Here is an 18,171-nt window from a genome sequence, read left to right on the forward strand (position 1 = left end):
TCCGGCTTAAACATCTCATCTTCAAGTCTTCCACATAAGGGGGCTTATATGGAACAAAATTAACACTAAACATTAACCGAGCCTTTTTATTAGGCTGGAGGCCCCGTTTTAAACTGGGACAGGCGTCATTAAGGAGATATCTTTTCTTTTTAATAAATGGAATTTGAATCGGTTTGGCTCTAATTTATTTGATTATAAAAAAAGTGAACGCTAGTAAAAAGCGTTCACTCTAATACCGAGTCTTGTTTTTTTGAAGATTTAGAGTGACTGAGCCGCTCCACAAATCCTGTTATCTCATAGAAGTATTGAATAATAGGTCCGAGGAATATTGCGGTGATGACTGTTCCTAGTCCAACCACATCCCAACCGCCAAGGTAAAGACCTAGGCCGGCAAGGGCAAATTCAAAGAGGATTCTTACTACTCGTTTAGATTGGTTTGTCTTCTCATTTACGATCATCATGAAGTGATCAACAGGAATATGAGGGAATGGCGCCCGTAAATACATTCCGATGCCAAGGCCCATAAACACGACGCCAATAACAAATACCCCCCATTGAGCCCAAAGCACGTCAATGCGTGTATTGTTTAATACATTATACAACCATAGGTTTAATGTCCATCCTCTTAAAAGGATGGGTAATAATGATTCAAAACGAGGTCGTTTCCCTTCAATCTTGGCATTTACAAGGACAAGGGCTATAAATCCAATTATAAGTAAGTAACCAATTTTGATATCAAATCGCTTAGATAATCCAAGTGCTACACTATCCCCTGGAGCTACGCCTACAGCTGAGATAACAAGAAGTGCTAATCCTAGGCTAGAGATTACAATGCCGAATAAATAAAGGGAAAACTGTAACCATTTTTGTTTGGATCCTAGGTAATGATGATATATTTCAGAAAGTTTAGACATGTTGAATCTCCTTTTTTCAGATTCGCCTTTTGAAACGTCTATGATTAGGGTATACGTATCAGTATGAGCAATTGATGATGCTTACTGTACTAAGGATAAAGCAAAATCAGTAAAAAATGAACTCAAATGTATAGATTATCCCTATTATACCCAATGAGTCTTTTGTTTAGATAGAGAGAATGGTTTTTCATTGTAGGGTCTTTGAATTGATTTTGTACACACACATACGGATAACGATCATACGGTATGCGGAGATTGTCAGTCGCACGAAACTATTTTGAATGAGGGGGAAAAGGGATGTATCCTCGGAACTATCAGTTTTTAGAACTGGCTAAGGAATTTGTTCAAAATGAGCTTGTCTATAGCACTTACGCCATTTTAGTTGGCTCTGTAGCTAGAGGAGAAGCTGATAAGTACAGTGACATCAACATTATTTGCTATACGGGCAGAGAGCAATATTTGGGAGATCGGGTTATTTTTTATAAAGGAGAGTACATTCAACTTCACACGAAATCGATTTTGGAATTTCCAAATAAAGAGTTGTTGTCGTACAATCCATGGCACTATCGCTTCCTCAGCGAGTCTATTATTTTACAAGATACAAATGCAGAATTAAGTAAACTGCAGAACTGGGCCAAGTCTTATTTCTCCTCCATCAAAGGAGAAAAAGGAGCCATCCAGGATGTTGAAAGGTTAATTGAAGGGCGTATTAAATATGCTGAGGAACAAGTTGGGGCAGGACGAGCATTTGGAGCGACGCATGCCGCGCTTGCGGCATTTACGGAGACCATGCTATTACATCAATTTATATACGAAAATAATGTGAGTTTAGGTCATATCGTCACGCACTTAAGGAAGCTGGATCGATCATCTGAAATTATGGATGTATTACCATTTGCTCCAACTTCAAGAGTTACTTTTGAAGAAGTAGCTCAAGTCATGACCAAGCTTCGTGATCATCTTCGTAAAACTGGATTTGAACATGTTGGTGGTCTATCAGAACTTGAAGATGATCTCTGGGCAAGAAAGGCTAAGAGGAAAGCGGAAGAAGGGGACGAAGCAAATGTATTGTGGCATGCCTACAATAAAGCATTCTCTCTCTTACTTGAAACGTCTCAAGATCAGGAATTCGAAGATTACTTCAGAACGTTGCCTTCACCTCTTAAGAGGAGTTTAGAGGAAATCGGATTTATCTCATTACCACCTCAAGATATTGAAGGGTTGCTAACCTATACACAATACGTCATAGACGATTCTAAACACAAACTTAAAATGGAACAAAAATAAAAGGCCGCTAAGGATGCGGCTTTTTTGATCATTCTAAAAAAGATTTGTTTGAGGAGAAAATCCATAGGGAAAACGTTTTTAGTCAGAAGAAAATCTCTTGAAAAGGAGATCAATATGAAACCTCATATCCAACTTACTTTACTCGTTTTACTCGGCATTGCTTTTTTGGGTGTATTTTTACTCCCGCTTAGCTTCATGTTTCAACTGATTTTTGCTCTTTTTTACATAGGGGCTATTTTAGTGATATCTTTTTACATTATTTTAGAGCGTAGGTCATCTACAAATACACTTGTGTGGATCCTTTTGATTCTTCTTCTTCCGATAGTAGGTTATTTCTTTTACATTTATTCAGGGCAGCTTTCAAGGCAAGGGATTCTATTCCAAGATAAGAGAAAGAAAGCCCATGAAGTGTTTAATGAAGAAGAACCGGAAACTGGGAAAAAGGACATTAGGCCATTAAATGGTCCACAAGAGCGCATTCGCAAAATAGTAGAATCCTATGCACAAACGCCTCTCCGTAATGAGAATCACGTCAAGATTTTAACAAACGGTCAAGAAGCTTTCCCTGAAATAATGGAAAAGCTAAAACAAGCGAAATCATTTATTCATATGGAATACTACTTATTTAACAGTGATGAGACAGGCCGTGAAATGAAAGAAATCTTGAAACAGAAGGCGCAAGAAGGAGTTACTGTTCGTCTTCTCTATGATTCTGCAGGGAGTTTGAAACTGAAAAAAAAAGATGTGAAAGATATGCAGGAAGCAGGCATAGAAGTACATGTATTCTTGCCAATTGCTAGTGGACTTGCAACACAAACATTTAACTTCCGAAACCATCGTAAAATTATTGTCATTGATAATGAAGTTGGATTTGTCGGAGGAATGAACGTCGGGGATGAATACCACGGAATTAGCGAAGAATTTCCGGACTGGCGTGACACACACATGGTCTTACGTGGTGCTGCCGTTAAAGACCTACACCTGATCTTTCTTGTTGATTGGTGGTATATCACAGATGAGAACTTGGTAGAACAATATAGTACAGAAGCGATACCAGAACCAGATCACTCTAATACAAATACTCAAGTGGTTCCAAGTGGCCCTCATAATGAACATCAAATTATGAGAGATGTGTACACGACACTGATCCACAGTGCTAAGAAGTCTGTAAAGATTGCCACACCCTATTTTGTACCCTCAAGGGAAATTCATACAGCCCTTCGAATTGCAGCTCAGCAAGGTTTAGATGTGAAATTACTCATTCCAAAACCCTCTGATAACTGGCTAACCTATTATGCCGGGCATTCGTATTTCCCTGAACTTCTTGAAGATGGAATTCAGATCTATTTATATGAGAAGGACTTTATGCACCATAAGATTATGATTATCGATGATGAAACAGCATCTATCGGTACAGCTAATATGGATTTACGAAGCTTTTATTTAAACTTTGAGGTAAATATGATTTTATATGGCGGAGAGCCTGTCGATAAGTTGATTGAAAATTACTATAAGGACTTAGAGGAGTCTAGTGAAGTGATCTACAATGAATTTGCGAAGCGCAAGACTTCAGAGAAGTGGAAGGAAGCCTTCGCCCGACTCTTCGCACCTCTGCTATAGAGAAAAGAGCATCACATTGCCAGCAGCAATGTGATGCTCTTTTATGTAGCACCTTAATAGGTAATGTTTCCGTTAACTTTAATGGAGCGTAAGGTGGGCCTGGAAATCACTCGCTTTCCGCGGGCGAGCTGTCGAGCCTCCTCGGGTAAAACCACCCTGCGGGGTCTCGTCTACCTCTTTCTCCCGCAGGAGTCTCGCAATTTCCAGGCCCACCTTTGCCATATGGGGAGAGACGGAAACACGCCATATATGGGAGATAGATAAAAGGATTTATAGTGGGGACGTTCACCCAATAAACGTCAGGGATTGCTGGGGGACTGCGAGACTCCCGCGGGGAAAGGAGCCTAGGGGAGACCCCGGAAAGCGCGTAGCGATTGAGGAGGCTTCCCAGCTCCCCCGCAGGAAAGCGAGTTGTCCCCCAGCAATCCCATGCACTCTTCTGGCAACGGACCTGTACCGATCACTTGTTACTGCTTTCGGGATGGTTGTACTAAAAACGTTAGTACAAAAAACAATGCAAAGCTTACTAATACAAGTGTTCCTCCTACGATGTAGAAGACGGTTGTGAAGCCTTTGGCAAGTTCTAAAGGGTTGACCATGTACAGCCACATACCAAGTGTAAGGCCGGTGGTGCCGATGATGGCTGTCCAGGCGTGTGTTTTTGCTAGTTTTATAAAACGGGTTTCAAATAGTTGATAAAAGGCGGCCCAGGCAAATAGGGATAGCCATCCTACGACTAAGATGTGGGCGTGAATTGGGCGAAGGGCGTAGGCTCCCCCTTGTGAGCCGGCCATGTGTGAACCGATGAAGGCTCCAATTAAACCAAATAGGCCCGCGAATCGTAGTAATAATAGACTTATAGAATTCATAAACATTTCCTCCATATCATCAATCTTCTTGTTTATAACTTTATCATAGTTGTAAAGTCAGATAATATGCTAGTCCGAATGTTCAAAAATTCGACAAAGGTTTGTAGGCTTGTATTAAAAGGAAAACCCGATTCCTCTTGAGGAGAGAGGAATCGGGTTTCTATATGCTTTGAAGTTGCTTCAATTGTTTCATTATAGCAGGGTAAAGTTCTTTGTATATTTTGAACGTTTGTTGGTAGGTTTGATAGTTAGCCTGGTTTGGTTCAATTGTTTCATTCATAGGAATTGAAGTTTTAATACTATGAAGGGATGGAACTTCTCCTAAGCTATACAGTGCAGTCCAGGCGGCTCCCCAAGCTGAACTTTGATGGCTTTTAGGGATATGTACAGGTTTACCGAATACATCGGAAAGCATTTGGGTCCATAAAGGGCTTCTCGCAAATCCCCCGCTTGCGTATAAGGCATCATGTGAGTGCCCTAACCGTTCTAGTTCGTGAGCAATATGATAGATGCTATAGATTACACCTTCCATGCCAGCCCTTACCATATGTTCTTTCCCATGAGTAGAACGTAAACCTATGAAATTGGCTTTTGCACTTGCATCCCAGAACGGGGCGCGTTCTCCATTTAGATAAGGGAGGAAAAGTAATCCTTCACTACCTGGTTTTACTCTTGCAGCCATATGGTTGAGTTGGTCAAAGGAAAGGGAGTATCCTTCATTTGAAAATAAATCTTTTAACCAATTAAGAACGATCCCACCATTATTAGTGGGGCCTCCTGTAATCCATAAATCCTCCGTGAAACTGTAACAGAACACATCCTGTTTTTCGTCAACAGCTGGGATAGAAGCAAATTGACGAATTGCTCCACTTGTTCCTATGGTTACGGCAGTTTCACCAGGTTCAATAGCTCCAATGCCTAAATTCGCCAAAGGACCATCACTTCCCCCAATAATGAAAGGAGTACTAGAAGCAAGTCCCGTAAGATCTGAGGCCTCTTTAGAAAGCCCTTTCATTTCGTGCGTAGCAGGGACTACTCTTGATAGTTGATCTCTTGAGATGCCAGCAAGTTTTAGGGAGGTTTCGTCCCAATCTTGTTTATGAATGTCATACATACCAGAAGAGGCTGCAACAGAATAATCCACTACAAACTCACCAAACCATCTGTAAAGTACATATTCTTTTATCGAAACATACTTATAGGCCTTTTGATAAGGCTCGTAATGATGGTTCTTCATCCAGATCAGTTTTGATAGAGGAGACATAGGGTGTAGTGGGGTACCTGTGCGCAAATAGACCGTCGAATGGTTATCCTTGAGGTATTCTGCTTCATTTACGCTTCTTCGGTCTGCCCAAGTAATAGAAGGAGAGAGCGCTCGCCCTTGTTTGTCCACGCAGAGAAGCGAGTGCATAGCTGAGGACAAGCCAACTCCGATGACATCCTTACTTTTGATAGAACCTTTCTCTAGTGCTAATCGAACAGAGTCCATAGCCGCTGTGTTAATGGCTTCACCATCTTGTTCGGCATATTCAGGAGCTGAGTGAAGAAGATCATAACCTTCCTCATGCTCTGATATAACATGTCCCTTTTTATTAAAAATCACAGTCTTCGCGCTCGTGGTACCGATATCAAGTCCAATAATGTATCTCATGGGTGAAAAATCCTTTCTACATTCTTTTTAACGAAATGGCTTCTCTCATTTTCTTGATGGCTTCTTTGGATTGGGCTTGATTCTTCATACAGTAGTTAACATAAAGGGCATCAATGATAGTTAATTCCGCAATTCTTGAAGCAAGAGCTTCTGATCGATATTCTGTCTCTTGAGCGGTGGTGTATAAGCAATAGTCAACTCGCTTCGCCAAAGTAGATTTAGCTAAGTTTGTGATGGCAATTGTGGTAACTCCTCGTTGCTGCACCACATCTACAACATCCATTATGTCTTTATTTGATCCAGAGTGAGAGATGAGAATAGCAACGTCACTTGATGACATTTGTGAAGCTGCCATCACTTGTAAATGTGATTCACTGTAAGCGTGGGATGGTATTCCTGTGCGTATAAACTTGTGCTGGCCATCCATAGCTACAATCCCTGATCCTCCTGACCCGAAAAAGCTTATCGAGCGGGCATTCGAAATGACATCAACAACAGATTTCATGATTTGTTTATCTTGTAACTCTTTGGATTGTTCTAAAGCATTCATATTCGCTTTAAACACTTTTTGAGTGATGTCATATTCAGAATCTTCTTCTGTAATCGTTTCATGAATGTCTTTGATCGGGTTAACCAATTCGGATGCTAAAGCGATTTTCATAGCCTGATATCCTTTGAAGCCTAAGCGCTTACAAAAACGAAAGACCGTTGCATCTGCAATTGTTAAATCATCCGCAATCTGATTAATAGTAGAATGAAGAATCCTTTGAGGATCTTTCATCATATAATCTGCGATAAGTTTTTCTTTTTCACTTAATTGATTATATATAGCACGAGTTCGCTGAATTACGTGCATCGATGCTGTCTCTTGCATACGATTCCCTCATTTTTCTAAGAATTTAATACATTAAGTGTAAACGATATCAAAAAAGAAATGAAGCGTAATCGCGAAAAAAAATTTCATGAAAACGCTTGCTGCGAAAAAAATTTTATGTATAATTGGAATTAACGAAAAAATATTTCGTGAAAACACTATGAATATAGTTGTTTGCATACAGAGAGGGGTCATTCTATGAAACTAGGATTAATTGGACTGGGAAAGATGGGGTATAACTTAGCCTTAAATCTTCTAGACAATCAACATGAGGTTGTAGCAACAGATGTAAACAGCAGCCAGGTAGAAAACATTGCAAAAGATGGCGCAACTCCGGCGCAATCCATTGTAGAACTTGTTGACAAATTAGAAGCACCGAGAACGATTTGGATGATGGTTCCGGCAGGAGAGATTACAGAACAAGTATTATCAGAATTGAAACCGCTTTTATCCGTTGGTGATCGCGTCATTGATGGTGGAAATTCGAACTATAAAGATACACTGCGCCGCTCTGAAGAAATGGACGCATACGGCATTCATTACTTTGATGTTGGTACAAGTGGCGGAACAGAAGGAGCTCGCAATGGAGCTTGTTATATGATTGGCGGAGATGAAACAGAATTTAGAAAAATTGAAGCCATCTTTAAAGATACAGCAATTGAAAGCGGTTACCATTTCGCGGGGCGTACAGGCAGTGGGCACTTCTTGAAGATGGTACATAACGGAATAGAATACGGCATGATGCAAGCCATTGGTGAAGGCTTTGACATTTTGGAAAAAAGCCCGTTCGATTACGACTATGAGCAAGTGGCGAATGTTTGGAACCACGGATCAGTTATTCGTTCATGGTTAATGGAATTAACAGAGAGTGCATTTAGTAAAGATGCGAAGCTTGAGGACATTCGTGGGGTAATGAATTCTTCTGGGGAAGGAAAATGGACGGTTGAATCGGCACTGGACTTACAAACTGCTGCACCGGTAATCGCGCTATCCTTGATGATGCGCTATCGTTCACAAGAAGACGACACGTTCACAGGAAAAGTAGTTGCTGCCTTACGTAACGAATTCGGAGGACACGCTGTCGTAAAGAACTAATGAGCTTATGAACTTCAATAAATAATCAAAAGACAAAGGGGAGACTGAGCATGAAACGTTTATTTACTGTAGCTCTAACTGCAATGCTTATTCTAGTATTAGCAGCTTGTGGAGGAAATGAATCCGAAGGCAAAAGTTCTAATGGTGATGGAAGTGAATCTGGAGAAGAGAAAGTGATTCGAGCAGGTATCGGGTTAAACGACAAGCACCCTCAGTACAAAGGTTTGTTAAAGTTTAAAGAAATCGTTGAAGAAAAGACAGATGGTTCTATTAAAGTGGAAACGTTCCACAGTGGCCAGCTAGGCGATGATCGTACGATGATCGAGAACTTACAAATTAACAGCCAGCAGGTGGTTATTCCATCTACAGCTCCAATGGCGAACTTTGTTCCTGAATTTAGCGTATTTGATATTCCGTTCCTATTCCCAAGTGAAGATGTAGCGGATCAGGTATTAGATGGAGAAACAGGACAGAAGATTCTAGATAAACTAGAAGGGCAAGACTTAAAAGGTTTAGCGTATTGGGAAAATGGGTTCCGTGACCTGACAAACTCGGAGCGTGCCGTTTCTTCTGTAGAAGATTTCAAAGGTCTTAAGATTCGTACAATGGAAAACGACTTACATTTAGATGCATTTAAAGCATTAGGTGCAAACCCTACTCCAATGGCATTCACTGAACTATTTACAGCGATGCAACAAGGAACAGTAGATGGACAAGAGAATCCATACGCAACAATTTACTTACAGAAATTCTATGAAGTGCAAGACCATGTTTCAAACACGCACCATATCTATAGTCCATTTGTATTCTTAATGAGTAAAACATTCTTTGATAACTTATCTGAAGAGAATCAGAAGATTGTCAAAGAAGCAGCAGAAGAAGCCGGGGAGTATGAGCGTAAACTTAATCGTGAAGCGAACGAAAAATACCTTAAGAAGTTACAAGAAGAGGGTATGGAATTCACAGAGATTACAGACGAAGCACGTGAAGAAATGAAGAAGAAAGTGCAGCCTGTTGTAGACGAGTATAAGAGTAAAATCGGCGAAGACATTGTAGACGAAGTCTATAAAGCCGTTGAAGAAGCTTCAAAATAAGGACGAAAAAAAGGGTTTCCTGGCTCTAGACCACACCTTATCCAGGTGCCCTTTTTTCTACTAATGTAATTGATAAGCATGATCTGAGGTGAAAACGATGAGATTACTTAAATTAATTGATCAACGATTAGAAGAAGCTTTGTTAGTTGTATTTTCTTCAGTCATGGTATCCGTAATCTTTCTGCAAGTAGTGATGAGGTTAGCGGGGAATTCACTTTCTTGGTCTGAAGAGTTGGGTCGATATTGCTTCATATGGCTTGTCTACATCGGGATCAGCTATGGTGTTAAGAAACAACGCCATTTAAAAGTCGACGTAATGCTTTTGGTGTTAAAAGATAAAGGAAAGCTAATTCTATCTATCTTGTCTAATCTGCTCTTTTTGGTTTTTGCTATTATTGTGATGAAGTACGGATCAGCTATTGCGATGAAACTTTTATCGTTTGGTCAACAATCTCCAGCGTTACATATACCGATGGGTCTTGTTTATTTATCAGCGCCAATTGGGATGGGCTTAGCGGCAATCCGTCTGCTTCAAAATATCTACAAGCAATTTAAGATGCTCATTGGAAAAGAAGAAATGAATGTGTCGGGTGACCGTGAAAGATTGCAAGAAGAGAAGGGAGGAGTCGAAGCATGACAGCTGGTGTTTTATTTGGAAGTTTCACTCTGTTTCTCTTATTAAGTGTTCCTATTGGAATCGCTCTTGGATTATCGTCGCTTGCAACAATCCTTTATACAGGAGCTCTTCCACTTGATTTTCTGATGAAAGAACTAGTGACAGCAGTAGACTCCTTCCCCATCATGGCGGTACCTTTCTTTATACTAGCAGGTGAGATCATGGGGAAGGGCGGCATATCAGAACGTCTCTTTGATTTTGCAAACGCCTTGGTTGGTAACAAAACAGGCGGCTTTGCAATGGCGACCATTGTTACTTGTATGTTCTTTGCGGCGATTTCAGGTTCTGGACCTGCAACCGTTGCGGCGATTGGGGGAATTATGATTCCTGCGATGGTTCGTAAAGGATACGATAAGCAGTTTGCCACAGCTGTAGTGGCTGCGGCCGGTTCAATTGGAGTCATTATCCCGCCAAGTATTCCGATGGTTATTTATGGTGTAGTTGGTGGTGCTTCAGTTGGTAAAATGTTTATGGCAGGAATTATTCCTGGGATCTTGGTTGGAGTTGCACTAATGATTTGGGCTTATATTTATTCAAAGAAACACAATTATGGTGGAACAGGAGAGAAAATGACACTTAAAAACGTGTTTACTTCTTTCTGGGAAGCCAAATGGGCCCTCATCATCCCTATCATTATACTAGGTGGTATTTACGGCGGGTTCTTCACACCTACTGAAGCAGCTGTAATTGCCGTAGTATACAGCCTGATTGCAGGTTTATTCTTGTACGGGGAATTGAAAATAAAGCATATCCCTAAATTATTAATTGACTCTTCACTAACTACTGCAACGATTTTAATTATTGTGGGAACCGCAACAGCATTCGGGCGATTGCTTACAATTGAACGAATTCCGGAACAAGTGGCAAGCTTCATGTTATCTGTAAGTGATAGTAATATTGTTATTATCTTAATGATTACCATCCTTCTTCTAATTGTGGGTTGCTTCATGGATACATTGGCTGCCATTATTATTCTTACACCGATCTTGTTGCCAATTGCTACGAACTTAGGTTACGACCCGATTCACTTTGGAATTTTAATGGTTGTAAACTTAGCAATTGGATTTATTACACCTCCTCTAGGTGTTAATCTATTCGTAGGTTCGGGAATATCTGGACTTTCCATTGAAGAGCTTTCAAAAGCGATTCTACCTTTCTTTATAGCTATGTTAATTTCACTTGGCTTGATTGTCTTTATTCCACAACTATCCTTGTGGTTAGCTAATTTGGGAGGATAAGCACTTAACAGGATTCTTTACATTATGTAAAGAATCTTCGTTATGTTTATGGAAAGTTCAATCGCTTGGAGAATAAGAAGCAAACGTTATTTGAAGGAAAAGCAATTGTAAATGAAAGAAGGGATCGCAAGTGAGTGTGTTTATCCAGGTCGTTTTCCCTGTGCTTCTTGTATTTTTATGTGGGTTTGGTATTCAGAAGTGGAAGCAGTTAGATATTAAATCAGTATCAACAGTTGCGATTTATATCTTAACGCCGTGCTTAGTGTTTGAGACATTTTATGATGCGAAGCTAAACGGTGAATATATCATTATTGTAGCCTTTTCGGCTTGTTTACTTACGGCTATCATAATCATTAATAAGATCACAAAAGTCATAAAGGGTTATGACCAATCTGTTGAGAGCGGTATGATTTTATCTACTGCATTTATGAATTCAGGTAATTATGGTGCGCCCATTGTCTTGTTTGCTTTTGGTGAGGAAGGGTTTGCCTATTCAGTATCCTTTCTTGTCTTACAAGCCATTATCATGAATTTCTTTGGCGTGTATTACGCGGCAAGAGGTCAGTCTGGTATGAAGTTGGCTGCACAATCGGTTATGAAAATGCCTGCTACATATGCGGTCATCATTGCATTACTCATGAATGTATTACATATCCCGATGCCAGAAAATCTATTTTCGGCTATTCACCTTATTGCCGACGCTGCCATTCCTGGAGTTATGATTGTGTTGGGGATGCAGTTGGCCGATATATCAGTGAAATCAATGGAGTGGGGGAAAGTGAGCTATGCATCAAGTCTCAGGCTTTTGGTTTCACCTCTTATTGCCCTATTTCTAGTTTGGGTTCTGCCGGTAGATCCTTTGCTGGCTAAAGTGTTAATTGTTTCTGCAGCCATGCCTTCAGCGGCAACCACGACGATGTATGCAGTTGAATTTAATGCCAGGCCAGAATTAGTTTCGAGTATAACGTTGGTGACTACATTAGCTAGTATCGTAACGATTTCAACATTGTTAACGTTTATATCTTAGGAAAATAAAAGGAGGAGTTATGATGGATCAGGTATCTGAATCGATTCGAGTAAGTATTGATGAAACCCAGACGATTATTGAATTGAGTAACAAAATCCAGCGTTTTGACTCGGAAATTTATCTCGAGAAAAATGTAGAGGGAAGCTTGGTTGAAGTCAATTTAAAAAGCTTCCTTGGATTAATAAGCTTAAGGCTAAAAAATGGTGACGTTCTATCGGTTCGATGCGAGGGGAGAGATTGTTCCGTTGCATTAGAAGAGGTTAAACAATGGTTAACATAAAATGCTTAACAGGTACTGTTCTTAAAAGAATAGTACCTTTTTTGATTATGAGCTTCCTCGAACGAAACGATTTGTTCCACACTAAGCCATAGCCACCAATGCAGTGATGTCCTTACAAACTAAAAACATTTAACAAAGCATATTATTTTAGAACAATAAAAGGGTTATGATGGCACCAAAAGAGGGAATGGTCTGGTAAGAATAAGGAGTGAAATGAAATGTTGATATCATACGTACCCTTCGATGGAACGAGCGGTTATATAGAAGATGTCGTGTCCCTTTCCCATGAATTGTGCGAAGAAGGCCGAACAAGCGATGCTATTCGCGCGCAGATTATTAATGACGCTGATGAAGAAGGACATAAAGGTTGGATTGCTTTGTGTAAGGGTCAGGTCGTCGGTTATGCTTATGGCTATCAGTGTGTAAAGAAAGAAGTAAAGCGTATGGATGTAGAGGTAATAGGAGAACAGTATGAACGAGAAAATAATGTTTATGACTGTTTCGAATATGTCGAAATGGCTGTTTCAGAGAAGTATAAACATGCAGGTATTGAGTCGACGCTCGAGAAGCGTTTACTTGACGAAACTTCAACACTTGAACGAGAAAGTTCTCTTTAGAATGCTCTAATAATGAAATGTAAATTTGTCATTCATACTATTGCCTCCCAAAACGGTTCCCTATAAAATGAGGGAGATGTTTAGTGAAGGAGGCAAATTTGTGAAGACATATATAGAAATCTTGCTTGTCGCTTTTCGATTGGGCTTGACCTCGTTCGGAGGCCCTGTTGCTCACTTGGCGTACTTCCAGGATGAGTATGTGAAAAGACGAAAATGGCTTGATGATAAAAGTTATGCGGACCTAATCGCATTGTGCCAATTCTTGCCGGGACCTGCTAGTAGTCAGGTGGGAATCTCTATTGGTATGGTTCGTGGTGGGATCCTGGGAGGTATTTGTGCGTGGATTGGGTTTACACTTCCATCTATTGTAGCCTTGATCCTTTTCGCGCTCACGGTTCATTCTTTAGGAATCCAAGACGCTTCTTGGGTGAAAGGGTTAAAAGTTGTCGCTGTAGCGGTCGTGGCTCATGCGATTATGAATATGGGCAAAAAGTTAACACCCGATCGTCCGCGTATTACGATAGCCATCTTAGCTGCAATCGCATTGCTGTTTTATCAAACAGCTTTATTCCAGATTGTTGTGATTCTAGCTGGAGCAATAATTGGTATTATCCTCTATCGTAATGCTGAGCTACCTGAAGGACAGGATGTGGGGCTTCGTTTCAAAAAGCGAACAGGTGTCATATCTCTAACGATTTTTGCTGCATTGCTCGCATTTATCCCTATTGTAGCGAATGCTAGCTCTTCCATTTACGTGACGATTTTTGATATTTTCTATCGAGTTGGCTCAATCGTATTTGGTGGAGGTCACGTCGTTCTGCCTATGTTAGAGGCTGAAGTTGTGCCGGCACTTATTTCTAAAGATCTATTCTTAGCAGGGTACGGGGCAACACAAGCTGTACCAGGACCTATGTTCACGTTCTCAAGTTATATTGGGACTGTAGTAAAAGGTATTCCTGGCGGTATTGTGGCTTCTTTAGCGATGTTTCTACCATCATTCTTGCTGTTAATTGGCGTTCTGCCGTTTTGGAACTCACTTCGCAAGGTAAAACGAGTACGTGCGGCCTTGCTTGGTGTAAATGCAGCTGTGGTTGGTCTATTGCTTGCAGCATTTTACGACCCGATTTGGACAAGCGCAATCCAAGCACCTAAAGACGTAGCTGTGAGCTTAGGTTCATTTGCGCTATTGTATTTCTGGAAGCGCCCAGCATGGCTTGTTGTAATCCTTACAGTTCTAGCCTATGTAGCGGTATCTGCAATCGTATAAATAAGGTTAAAGTGGAAAAGATATGGGTATCCATATCTTTTTTTTATGTCTTTTGATTGTGTTGCAATAAGCAGAGAAGCTTGTCCATTAGCTGAAATGTAGAGATGGTTTGTTTTTAAAAACATATTTCAACGTAAAGTTTTAACACGAACCTAAATTATCTGACTTGTCAGATAATTTAGAGTTGTGGTATGATAGGGTCACAAAATGAAAACGTTTACAAAAGTGGTGATTAGATCTGATGGAAGAGACCAAATTGCGTAAACAAGCCATGGTATCGCTCACGGGAAGAGAGCAACAGTTTTCGAAAGGGAATAACTTCTTGTTTAACTATGGAACACTTGTCCTCACATCACTCGCACTTCTTGTACAACACTATTTCATGTAAATCTACACAGTAAACCGCCTAAAATGATAGCATAAAAAAAGATCCCCTGACGCTAAGCGTCAGGGGATCTTACATTTCTTAATGACCAGATGCTTTCGCATTTGGTTTATCATGAACAGCGAGTTTATTTACTAGAGTAGAACTTGCGTCATTTAGTCCCATAATTTCTACGTTGGTCCCTTGTTCTTGGAATTTCATCACGACTTTATCAATCGCTCCAACCGCTGAATCGTCCCAAACGTGTGTGGCACTAAAATCAATCACGACTGTATCCACTTCTTCTTTATAATCAAAGTAATCCGCGAATTCGGAAATAGATGCGAAGAACATTTGACCTGTTACACGATACATACGCTTACTATGCTCTGCATCTAGTGTTTTCTCAACGTGAATATTAGAGATCTTCGCCACGAAGAAGATCGCACTTAAGATGATACCTGCAAATACTCCAAGGGATAGGTTGTGTGTGTAAACAACTGTTCCTACGGTTACAATCATAACAGCTGCATCAGTAACTGGCATACGATGGAGCTTCGTTAAAGAAGACCAATCAAATGTGCCAATCGATACCATAATCATAACACCCACAAGGGCTGCCATTGGAATTTGAACTAGAACACCTTGTAAGACAAGGATAAGGAATAATAAGAACAGACCTGCTATTAAAGTGGAAAGTCTTCCACGTCCACCGGATTTTACATTAATGACAGATTGGCCAATCATCGCACAGCCGGCCATGCCGCCAAAAAATCCAGTAACGACGTTAGAAATACCTTGACCACGAGCTTCTTTGTTCTTGTCACTCGGCGTGTCAGTCATGTCGTCTACGATTTGAGCTGTTAGTAACGATTCAAGTAGTCCCACAATGGATAATGCGAATGCATATGGGAAGATAATTTGAAGCGTTTCGAAATTCAGTGGAATATCAGGAATAAGGAACATTGGTAGTTCACTTGGTAATGTACCCATATCTCCAACTGTGCGTACTCCTACACTTGTTGTTAATGCAATGACTGTCATTACAATAATGGCAACAAGAGGAGCAGGAATCGCAGTTGTAAAGCGAGGTAGGATATAAATAATTGCAAGAGAACCTGCAACCATTAGGTACATCGCCATTCCTTCACCTTCAAAGTGTGGGAGCTGAGCTGTAAAGATCAGGATCCCTAAGGCGTTCACGAACCCGATCATAACTGAGCGGGGGATGAACTTCATAAATTTGGCGACTTTCAAAACACCAAATAAATATTGCAAAATTCCGGTTAAAACCGTAGCCGCTAATAGATATTCCAAGCCATGATCTTTAACCAGTGTCACCATCAAGAGCGCCATAGCACCTGTGGCCGCTGATATCATACCAGATCGACCGCCGGTAAAAGCGATGACAACCGCAATACAGAAGGATGCATACAAGCCGACTTTCGGATCTACGCCCGCAATGATAGAGAAGGCAATTGCTTCAGGAATCAGAGCAAGAGCAACGACGATACCAGCCATAACGTCACCCTTAACGTTACCGAACCATTGTTGTTTAATTGTTTCTAGGTTCAAATCGACACCTCTTTCTTCAGTTTTTAATGTTGGCTTTCGACCGCGCCGAAAGCAAATCCGATTGCAACGAGAGTGATTATAACACGAAGACCGTAAAACAAATAACCCCATGTAAGCGTTTAATTAATGTTTTTTCTTTAAAAATCTCACTTATCCTTCACCAGAGACCCCTGAACCATAAAAATGACATTTTTTTGTCTGAATATTTAAAGGTCCTTTAAGCATCCAAACCGTGGTATGATAAGAAGTATAGCCATATATTAGGGGGAGTTTTGTTATGTATCAACGAATACTTCTAGCCACAGATGGATCTGAATCTGCTCTGCGAGCTGCTCATAAAGCTGCACATCTTGCTAAGATTGAAGCGTGCGCTAGCATAACCATTGCCTATGTGGTTGATCCTGCCGCCTCGAAGCATGACGTCCTTACAAAAGGAAGCAGCATGAGTCTCCTAGAACAAAAAAGGCACGAACGCGTTAAACCGATAGAAGGTTTATTTGATCGAAAAGAAGTAAGCTATGATTTTAAACTATTAAAAGGTGATCCGGGAACAGAACTCACTCGCGTAGCTAACGAAGAGGAATACGATGTTGTAATTATGGGGAGCCGAGGTCTTAACGCTCTTCAGGAAGTAGTATTAGGTAGTGTTTCTCACAAAGTGACCCTTGGAGCTAAATGTCCGGTTATGATTGTGAAGTAATATATAAGGAAGAAAGTTGGTATCAATTAAGTCAGAAACCGTAGCGGGTTCTGGCTTTTTTTGTGTGTATTAAATACCCGGAATGACGAAACGGCTATCGAAATGTCGTAAGAGTGGAGAACAGTGACCAAAAGCCAGAGAGAATTGACTAAAAACGAACTGAATTACTTAAAACCAGAACAAAGTTACTAAAACCTGATTAAACTTTCCAAAATCAGCATTGAGTTACGAAAAAACGACTTGAATTTACGAAAAGAACGAGAGGAGTTCCTAAAGGGGCAGTGTTTTTTAGGAATACCAGGATGAACTTACTAAATGTAAACACCAATTACTAAACCTTTATCCATCAAAACATAAAAAAGCACGCAGTTTTAAACTGCGTGCTACTCTAAAATCTCTTTGTACATCAACTCTTCATCTAGATAGTGACCTTCTTTAATCTTTATGGCGCGTGGTTCGTGTCCGTATTTGGTGAAACCGTATTTACGGTAGAGGTCGATCGCTGGTTGGTTCGTGGCGACAACACTTAGATGGAGTTGTTCGATATGTAAGGATCTGGATTGCGCCGTGCAGGAATCCAATAAGGCGATACCGACACCAAGACCTCTTGTTTGAGGGGATACATACATGGCCAGAATGTGTCCTTTATGTTTGAATTTTGTGTGGGTTTCTGGGTGAAGGGTGACGACTCCACGAAGATGGCCATCTATATAAGCTCCGTACGTGTGTGTACTTTGGTTACTTAACTGGTCAGCAGTACGTTCTACAGGATTTGCTCTTTGTTTCGCTTCATCGTAAGTGGTAATAAATGCTTCTGGGTTTGTAAGTAGAGATTCAAGGCGTAGGTTCCAATAATTTTCTGCGTCTATTGAACCTAGTCGTTTAATTTCCATACCATACCTCCTTATGAATAGCAGTTGATCTTATTATACTGTTTTTATTCGAGTGGCGAAATACCAATATAATTTATTCCTTATAAGCCCCCTTATGTGGAAGACTTGAAGATGAGATGTTTAAGCCGGA

Annotated in this window: 17 protein-coding genes; 11 read left to right on the forward strand and 6 right to left on the reverse strand. The window is 40.5% G+C overall.

Translation table 11 applies throughout. From position 1 onward, the window contains the following. Positions 1–224: 224 nt before the first annotated feature. Positions 225–914, reverse strand: a complete 690-nt coding sequence (locus tag N780_RS18955) for a YczE/YyaS/YitT family protein (protein WP_052115171.1) — start codon at positions 912–914, stop codon at positions 225–227. A 297-nt stretch (positions 915–1,211) separates the two neighbouring features. On the opposite strand from N780_RS18955, the gene N780_RS18960 reads away from it, so the two are divergent. Both N780_RS18960 and cls read left to right on the forward strand, forming a co-directional pair. Further along, positions 1,212–2,201 carry a nucleotidyltransferase domain-containing protein gene (locus N780_RS18960; protein WP_036787899.1) on the forward strand — a complete coding sequence of 330 codons (990 nt, stop codon included), beginning with the start codon at positions 1,212–1,214 and terminating at the stop codon, positions 2,199–2,201. 114 nt (positions 2,202–2,315) lie between these two features. Beyond that, positions 2,316–3,821 (forward strand): cardiolipin synthase, encoded by a 1,506-nt coding sequence (cls, locus tag N780_RS18965; protein WP_036787901.1) that lies wholly within the window; start codon positions 2,316–2,318, stop codon positions 3,819–3,821. Positions 3,822–4,288: 467 nt separating this feature from the next. Here cls and N780_RS18970 read toward each other — a convergent pair whose 3' ends face one another. The 3 genes from N780_RS18970 to N780_RS18980 all read right to left on the reverse strand — a co-directional run bounded on the left by N780_RS18970 (position 4,289) and on the right by N780_RS18980 (position 7,215). Further along, positions 4,289–4,690: a hypothetical protein gene (locus N780_RS18970; RefSeq protein ID WP_198135891.1), complete on the reverse strand. Its 402-nt coding sequence runs from the start codon at positions 4,688–4,690 to the stop codon at positions 4,289–4,291. A 160-nt stretch (positions 4,691–4,850) separates the two neighbouring features. Further along, a complete protein-coding gene (locus N780_RS18975) occupies positions 4,851–6,341 on the reverse strand; it encodes a gluconokinase (RefSeq protein WP_036787908.1) in 1,491 nt (496 codons plus the stop codon). 16 nt (positions 6,342–6,357) lie between these two features. After that, on the reverse strand, positions 6,358–7,215 hold the full coding sequence (locus tag N780_RS18980) for a MurR/RpiR family transcriptional regulator (RefSeq protein WP_052115172.1): 858 nt from the start codon (positions 7,213–7,215) through the stop codon (positions 6,358–6,360). Positions 7,216–7,413: 198 nt separating this feature from the next. On the opposite strand from N780_RS18980, the gene gnd reads away from it, so the two are divergent. From gnd to chrA, 8 genes are all read left to right on the forward strand, one after another. Then, on the forward strand, positions 7,414–8,310 hold the full coding sequence (gene gnd / locus N780_RS18985; protein ID WP_036787910.1) for a phosphogluconate dehydrogenase (NAD(+)-dependent, decarboxylating): 897 nt from the start codon (positions 7,414–7,416) through the stop codon (positions 8,308–8,310). A 50-nt stretch (positions 8,311–8,360) separates the two neighbouring features. Further along, on the forward strand, positions 8,361–9,404 hold the full coding sequence (locus tag N780_RS18990) for a TRAP transporter substrate-binding protein (protein WP_036787912.1): 1,044 nt from the start codon (positions 8,361–8,363) through the stop codon (positions 9,402–9,404). 97 nt (positions 9,405–9,501) lie between these two features. After that, positions 9,502–10,041: a TRAP transporter small permease gene (locus N780_RS18995; protein ID WP_036787913.1), complete on the forward strand. Its 540-nt coding sequence runs from the start codon at positions 9,502–9,504 to the stop codon at positions 10,039–10,041. After that, on the forward strand, positions 10,038–11,318 hold the full coding sequence (locus tag N780_RS19000; protein WP_036787915.1) for a TRAP transporter large permease: 1,281 nt from the start codon (positions 10,038–10,040) through the stop codon (positions 11,316–11,318). The genes N780_RS18995 and N780_RS19000 overlap by 4 nt, the downstream gene beginning before the upstream one ends. Before the next feature lie 130 nt (positions 11,319–11,448). Next, entirely contained in the window at positions 11,449–12,345 is an 897-nt protein-coding gene (locus N780_RS19005) for an AEC family transporter (RefSeq protein WP_036787917.1), read from the forward strand. A gap of 22 nt (positions 12,346–12,367) precedes the next feature. Continuing rightward, positions 12,368–12,625, forward strand: coding sequence for an HPr family phosphocarrier protein (locus tag N780_RS19010; RefSeq protein ID WP_232299568.1), 258 nt, complete (start codon positions 12,368–12,370; stop codon positions 12,623–12,625). Between the two features lie 218 nt (positions 12,626–12,843). Further along, entirely contained in the window at positions 12,844–13,242 is a 399-nt protein-coding gene (locus tag N780_RS19015) for a hypothetical protein (RefSeq protein WP_036787930.1), read from the forward strand. 100 nt (positions 13,243–13,342) lie between these two features. Further along, positions 13,343–14,509 (forward strand): chromate efflux transporter, encoded by a 1,167-nt coding sequence (chrA, locus tag N780_RS19020; protein ID WP_232299569.1) that lies wholly within the window; start codon positions 13,343–13,345, stop codon positions 14,507–14,509. Between the two features lie 466 nt (positions 14,510–14,975). On the opposite strand, the gene N780_RS19025 is transcribed toward chrA, so the two are convergent. Next, the gene (locus N780_RS19025) at positions 14,976–16,448 is read right to left on the reverse strand and encodes a SulP family inorganic anion transporter (protein WP_036787933.1); all 1,473 of its coding nucleotides are present in this window, start codon (positions 16,446–16,448) and stop codon (positions 14,976–14,978) included. Positions 16,449–16,725: 277 nt separating this feature from the next. Between N780_RS19025 and N780_RS19030 the strand changes: the two genes are divergently transcribed. Continuing rightward, a complete protein-coding gene (locus tag N780_RS19030) occupies positions 16,726–17,148 on the forward strand; it encodes a universal stress protein (protein WP_036787943.1) in 423 nt (140 codons plus the stop codon). A 383-nt stretch (positions 17,149–17,531) separates the two neighbouring features. Here the strand turns inward: N780_RS19030 and N780_RS19035 are convergent, their stop codons facing one another. Beyond that, complete coding sequence (locus N780_RS19035) at positions 17,532–18,041, reverse strand: GNAT family N-acetyltransferase (protein ID WP_036787946.1); 510 nt, start codon at positions 18,039–18,041, stop codon at positions 17,532–17,534. Between the last annotated feature and the right edge of the window lie 130 nt (positions 18,042–18,171).

The sequence above is a fragment of the Pontibacillus chungwhensis BH030062 genome, from assembly GCF_000770675.1.
Classification (GTDB): Bacteria; Bacillota; Bacilli; order Bacillales; family BH030062; genus Pontibacillus; species Pontibacillus chungwhensis.

Coding starts and splice junctions, on each gene's coding strand:
- N780_RS18955 (WP_052115171.1), bottom strand. CDS start 914: ATGTCTAAACTTTCTGAAATATATCATCATTACCTAGGATCCAAACAA.
- N780_RS18960 (WP_036787899.1), top strand. CDS start 1,212: ATGTATCCTCGGAACTATCAGTTTTTAGAACTGGCTAAGGAATTTGTT.
- cls (WP_036787901.1), top strand. CDS start 2,316: ATGAAACCTCATATCCAACTTACTTTACTCGTTTTACTCGGCATTGCT.
- N780_RS18970 (WP_198135891.1), bottom strand. CDS start 4,690: ATGAATTCTATAAGTCTATTATTACTACGATTCGCGGGCCTATTTGGT.
- N780_RS18975 (WP_036787908.1), bottom strand. CDS start 6,341: ATGAGATACATTATTGGACTTGATATCGGTACCACGAGCGCGAAGACT.
- N780_RS18980 (WP_052115172.1), bottom strand. CDS start 7,215: ATGCAAGAGACAGCATCGATGCACGTAATTCAGCGAACTCGTGCTATA.
- gnd (WP_036787910.1), top strand. CDS start 7,414: ATGAAACTAGGATTAATTGGACTGGGAAAGATGGGGTATAACTTAGCC.
- N780_RS18990 (WP_036787912.1), top strand. CDS start 8,361: ATGAAACGTTTATTTACTGTAGCTCTAACTGCAATGCTTATTCTAGTA.
- N780_RS18995 (WP_036787913.1), top strand. CDS start 9,502: ATGAGATTACTTAAATTAATTGATCAACGATTAGAAGAAGCTTTGTTA.
- N780_RS19000 (WP_036787915.1), top strand. CDS start 10,038: ATGACAGCTGGTGTTTTATTTGGAAGTTTCACTCTGTTTCTCTTATTA.
- N780_RS19010 (WP_232299568.1), top strand. CDS start 12,368: ATGGATCAGGTATCTGAATCGATTCGAGTAAGTATTGATGAAACCCAG.
- N780_RS19015 (WP_036787930.1), top strand. CDS start 12,844: ATGTTGATATCATACGTACCCTTCGATGGAACGAGCGGTTATATAGAA.
- N780_RS19030 (WP_036787943.1), top strand. CDS start 16,726: ATGTATCAACGAATACTTCTAGCCACAGATGGATCTGAATCTGCTCTG.
- N780_RS19035 (WP_036787946.1), bottom strand. CDS start 18,041: ATGGAAATTAAACGACTAGGTTCAATAGACGCAGAAAATTATTGGAAC.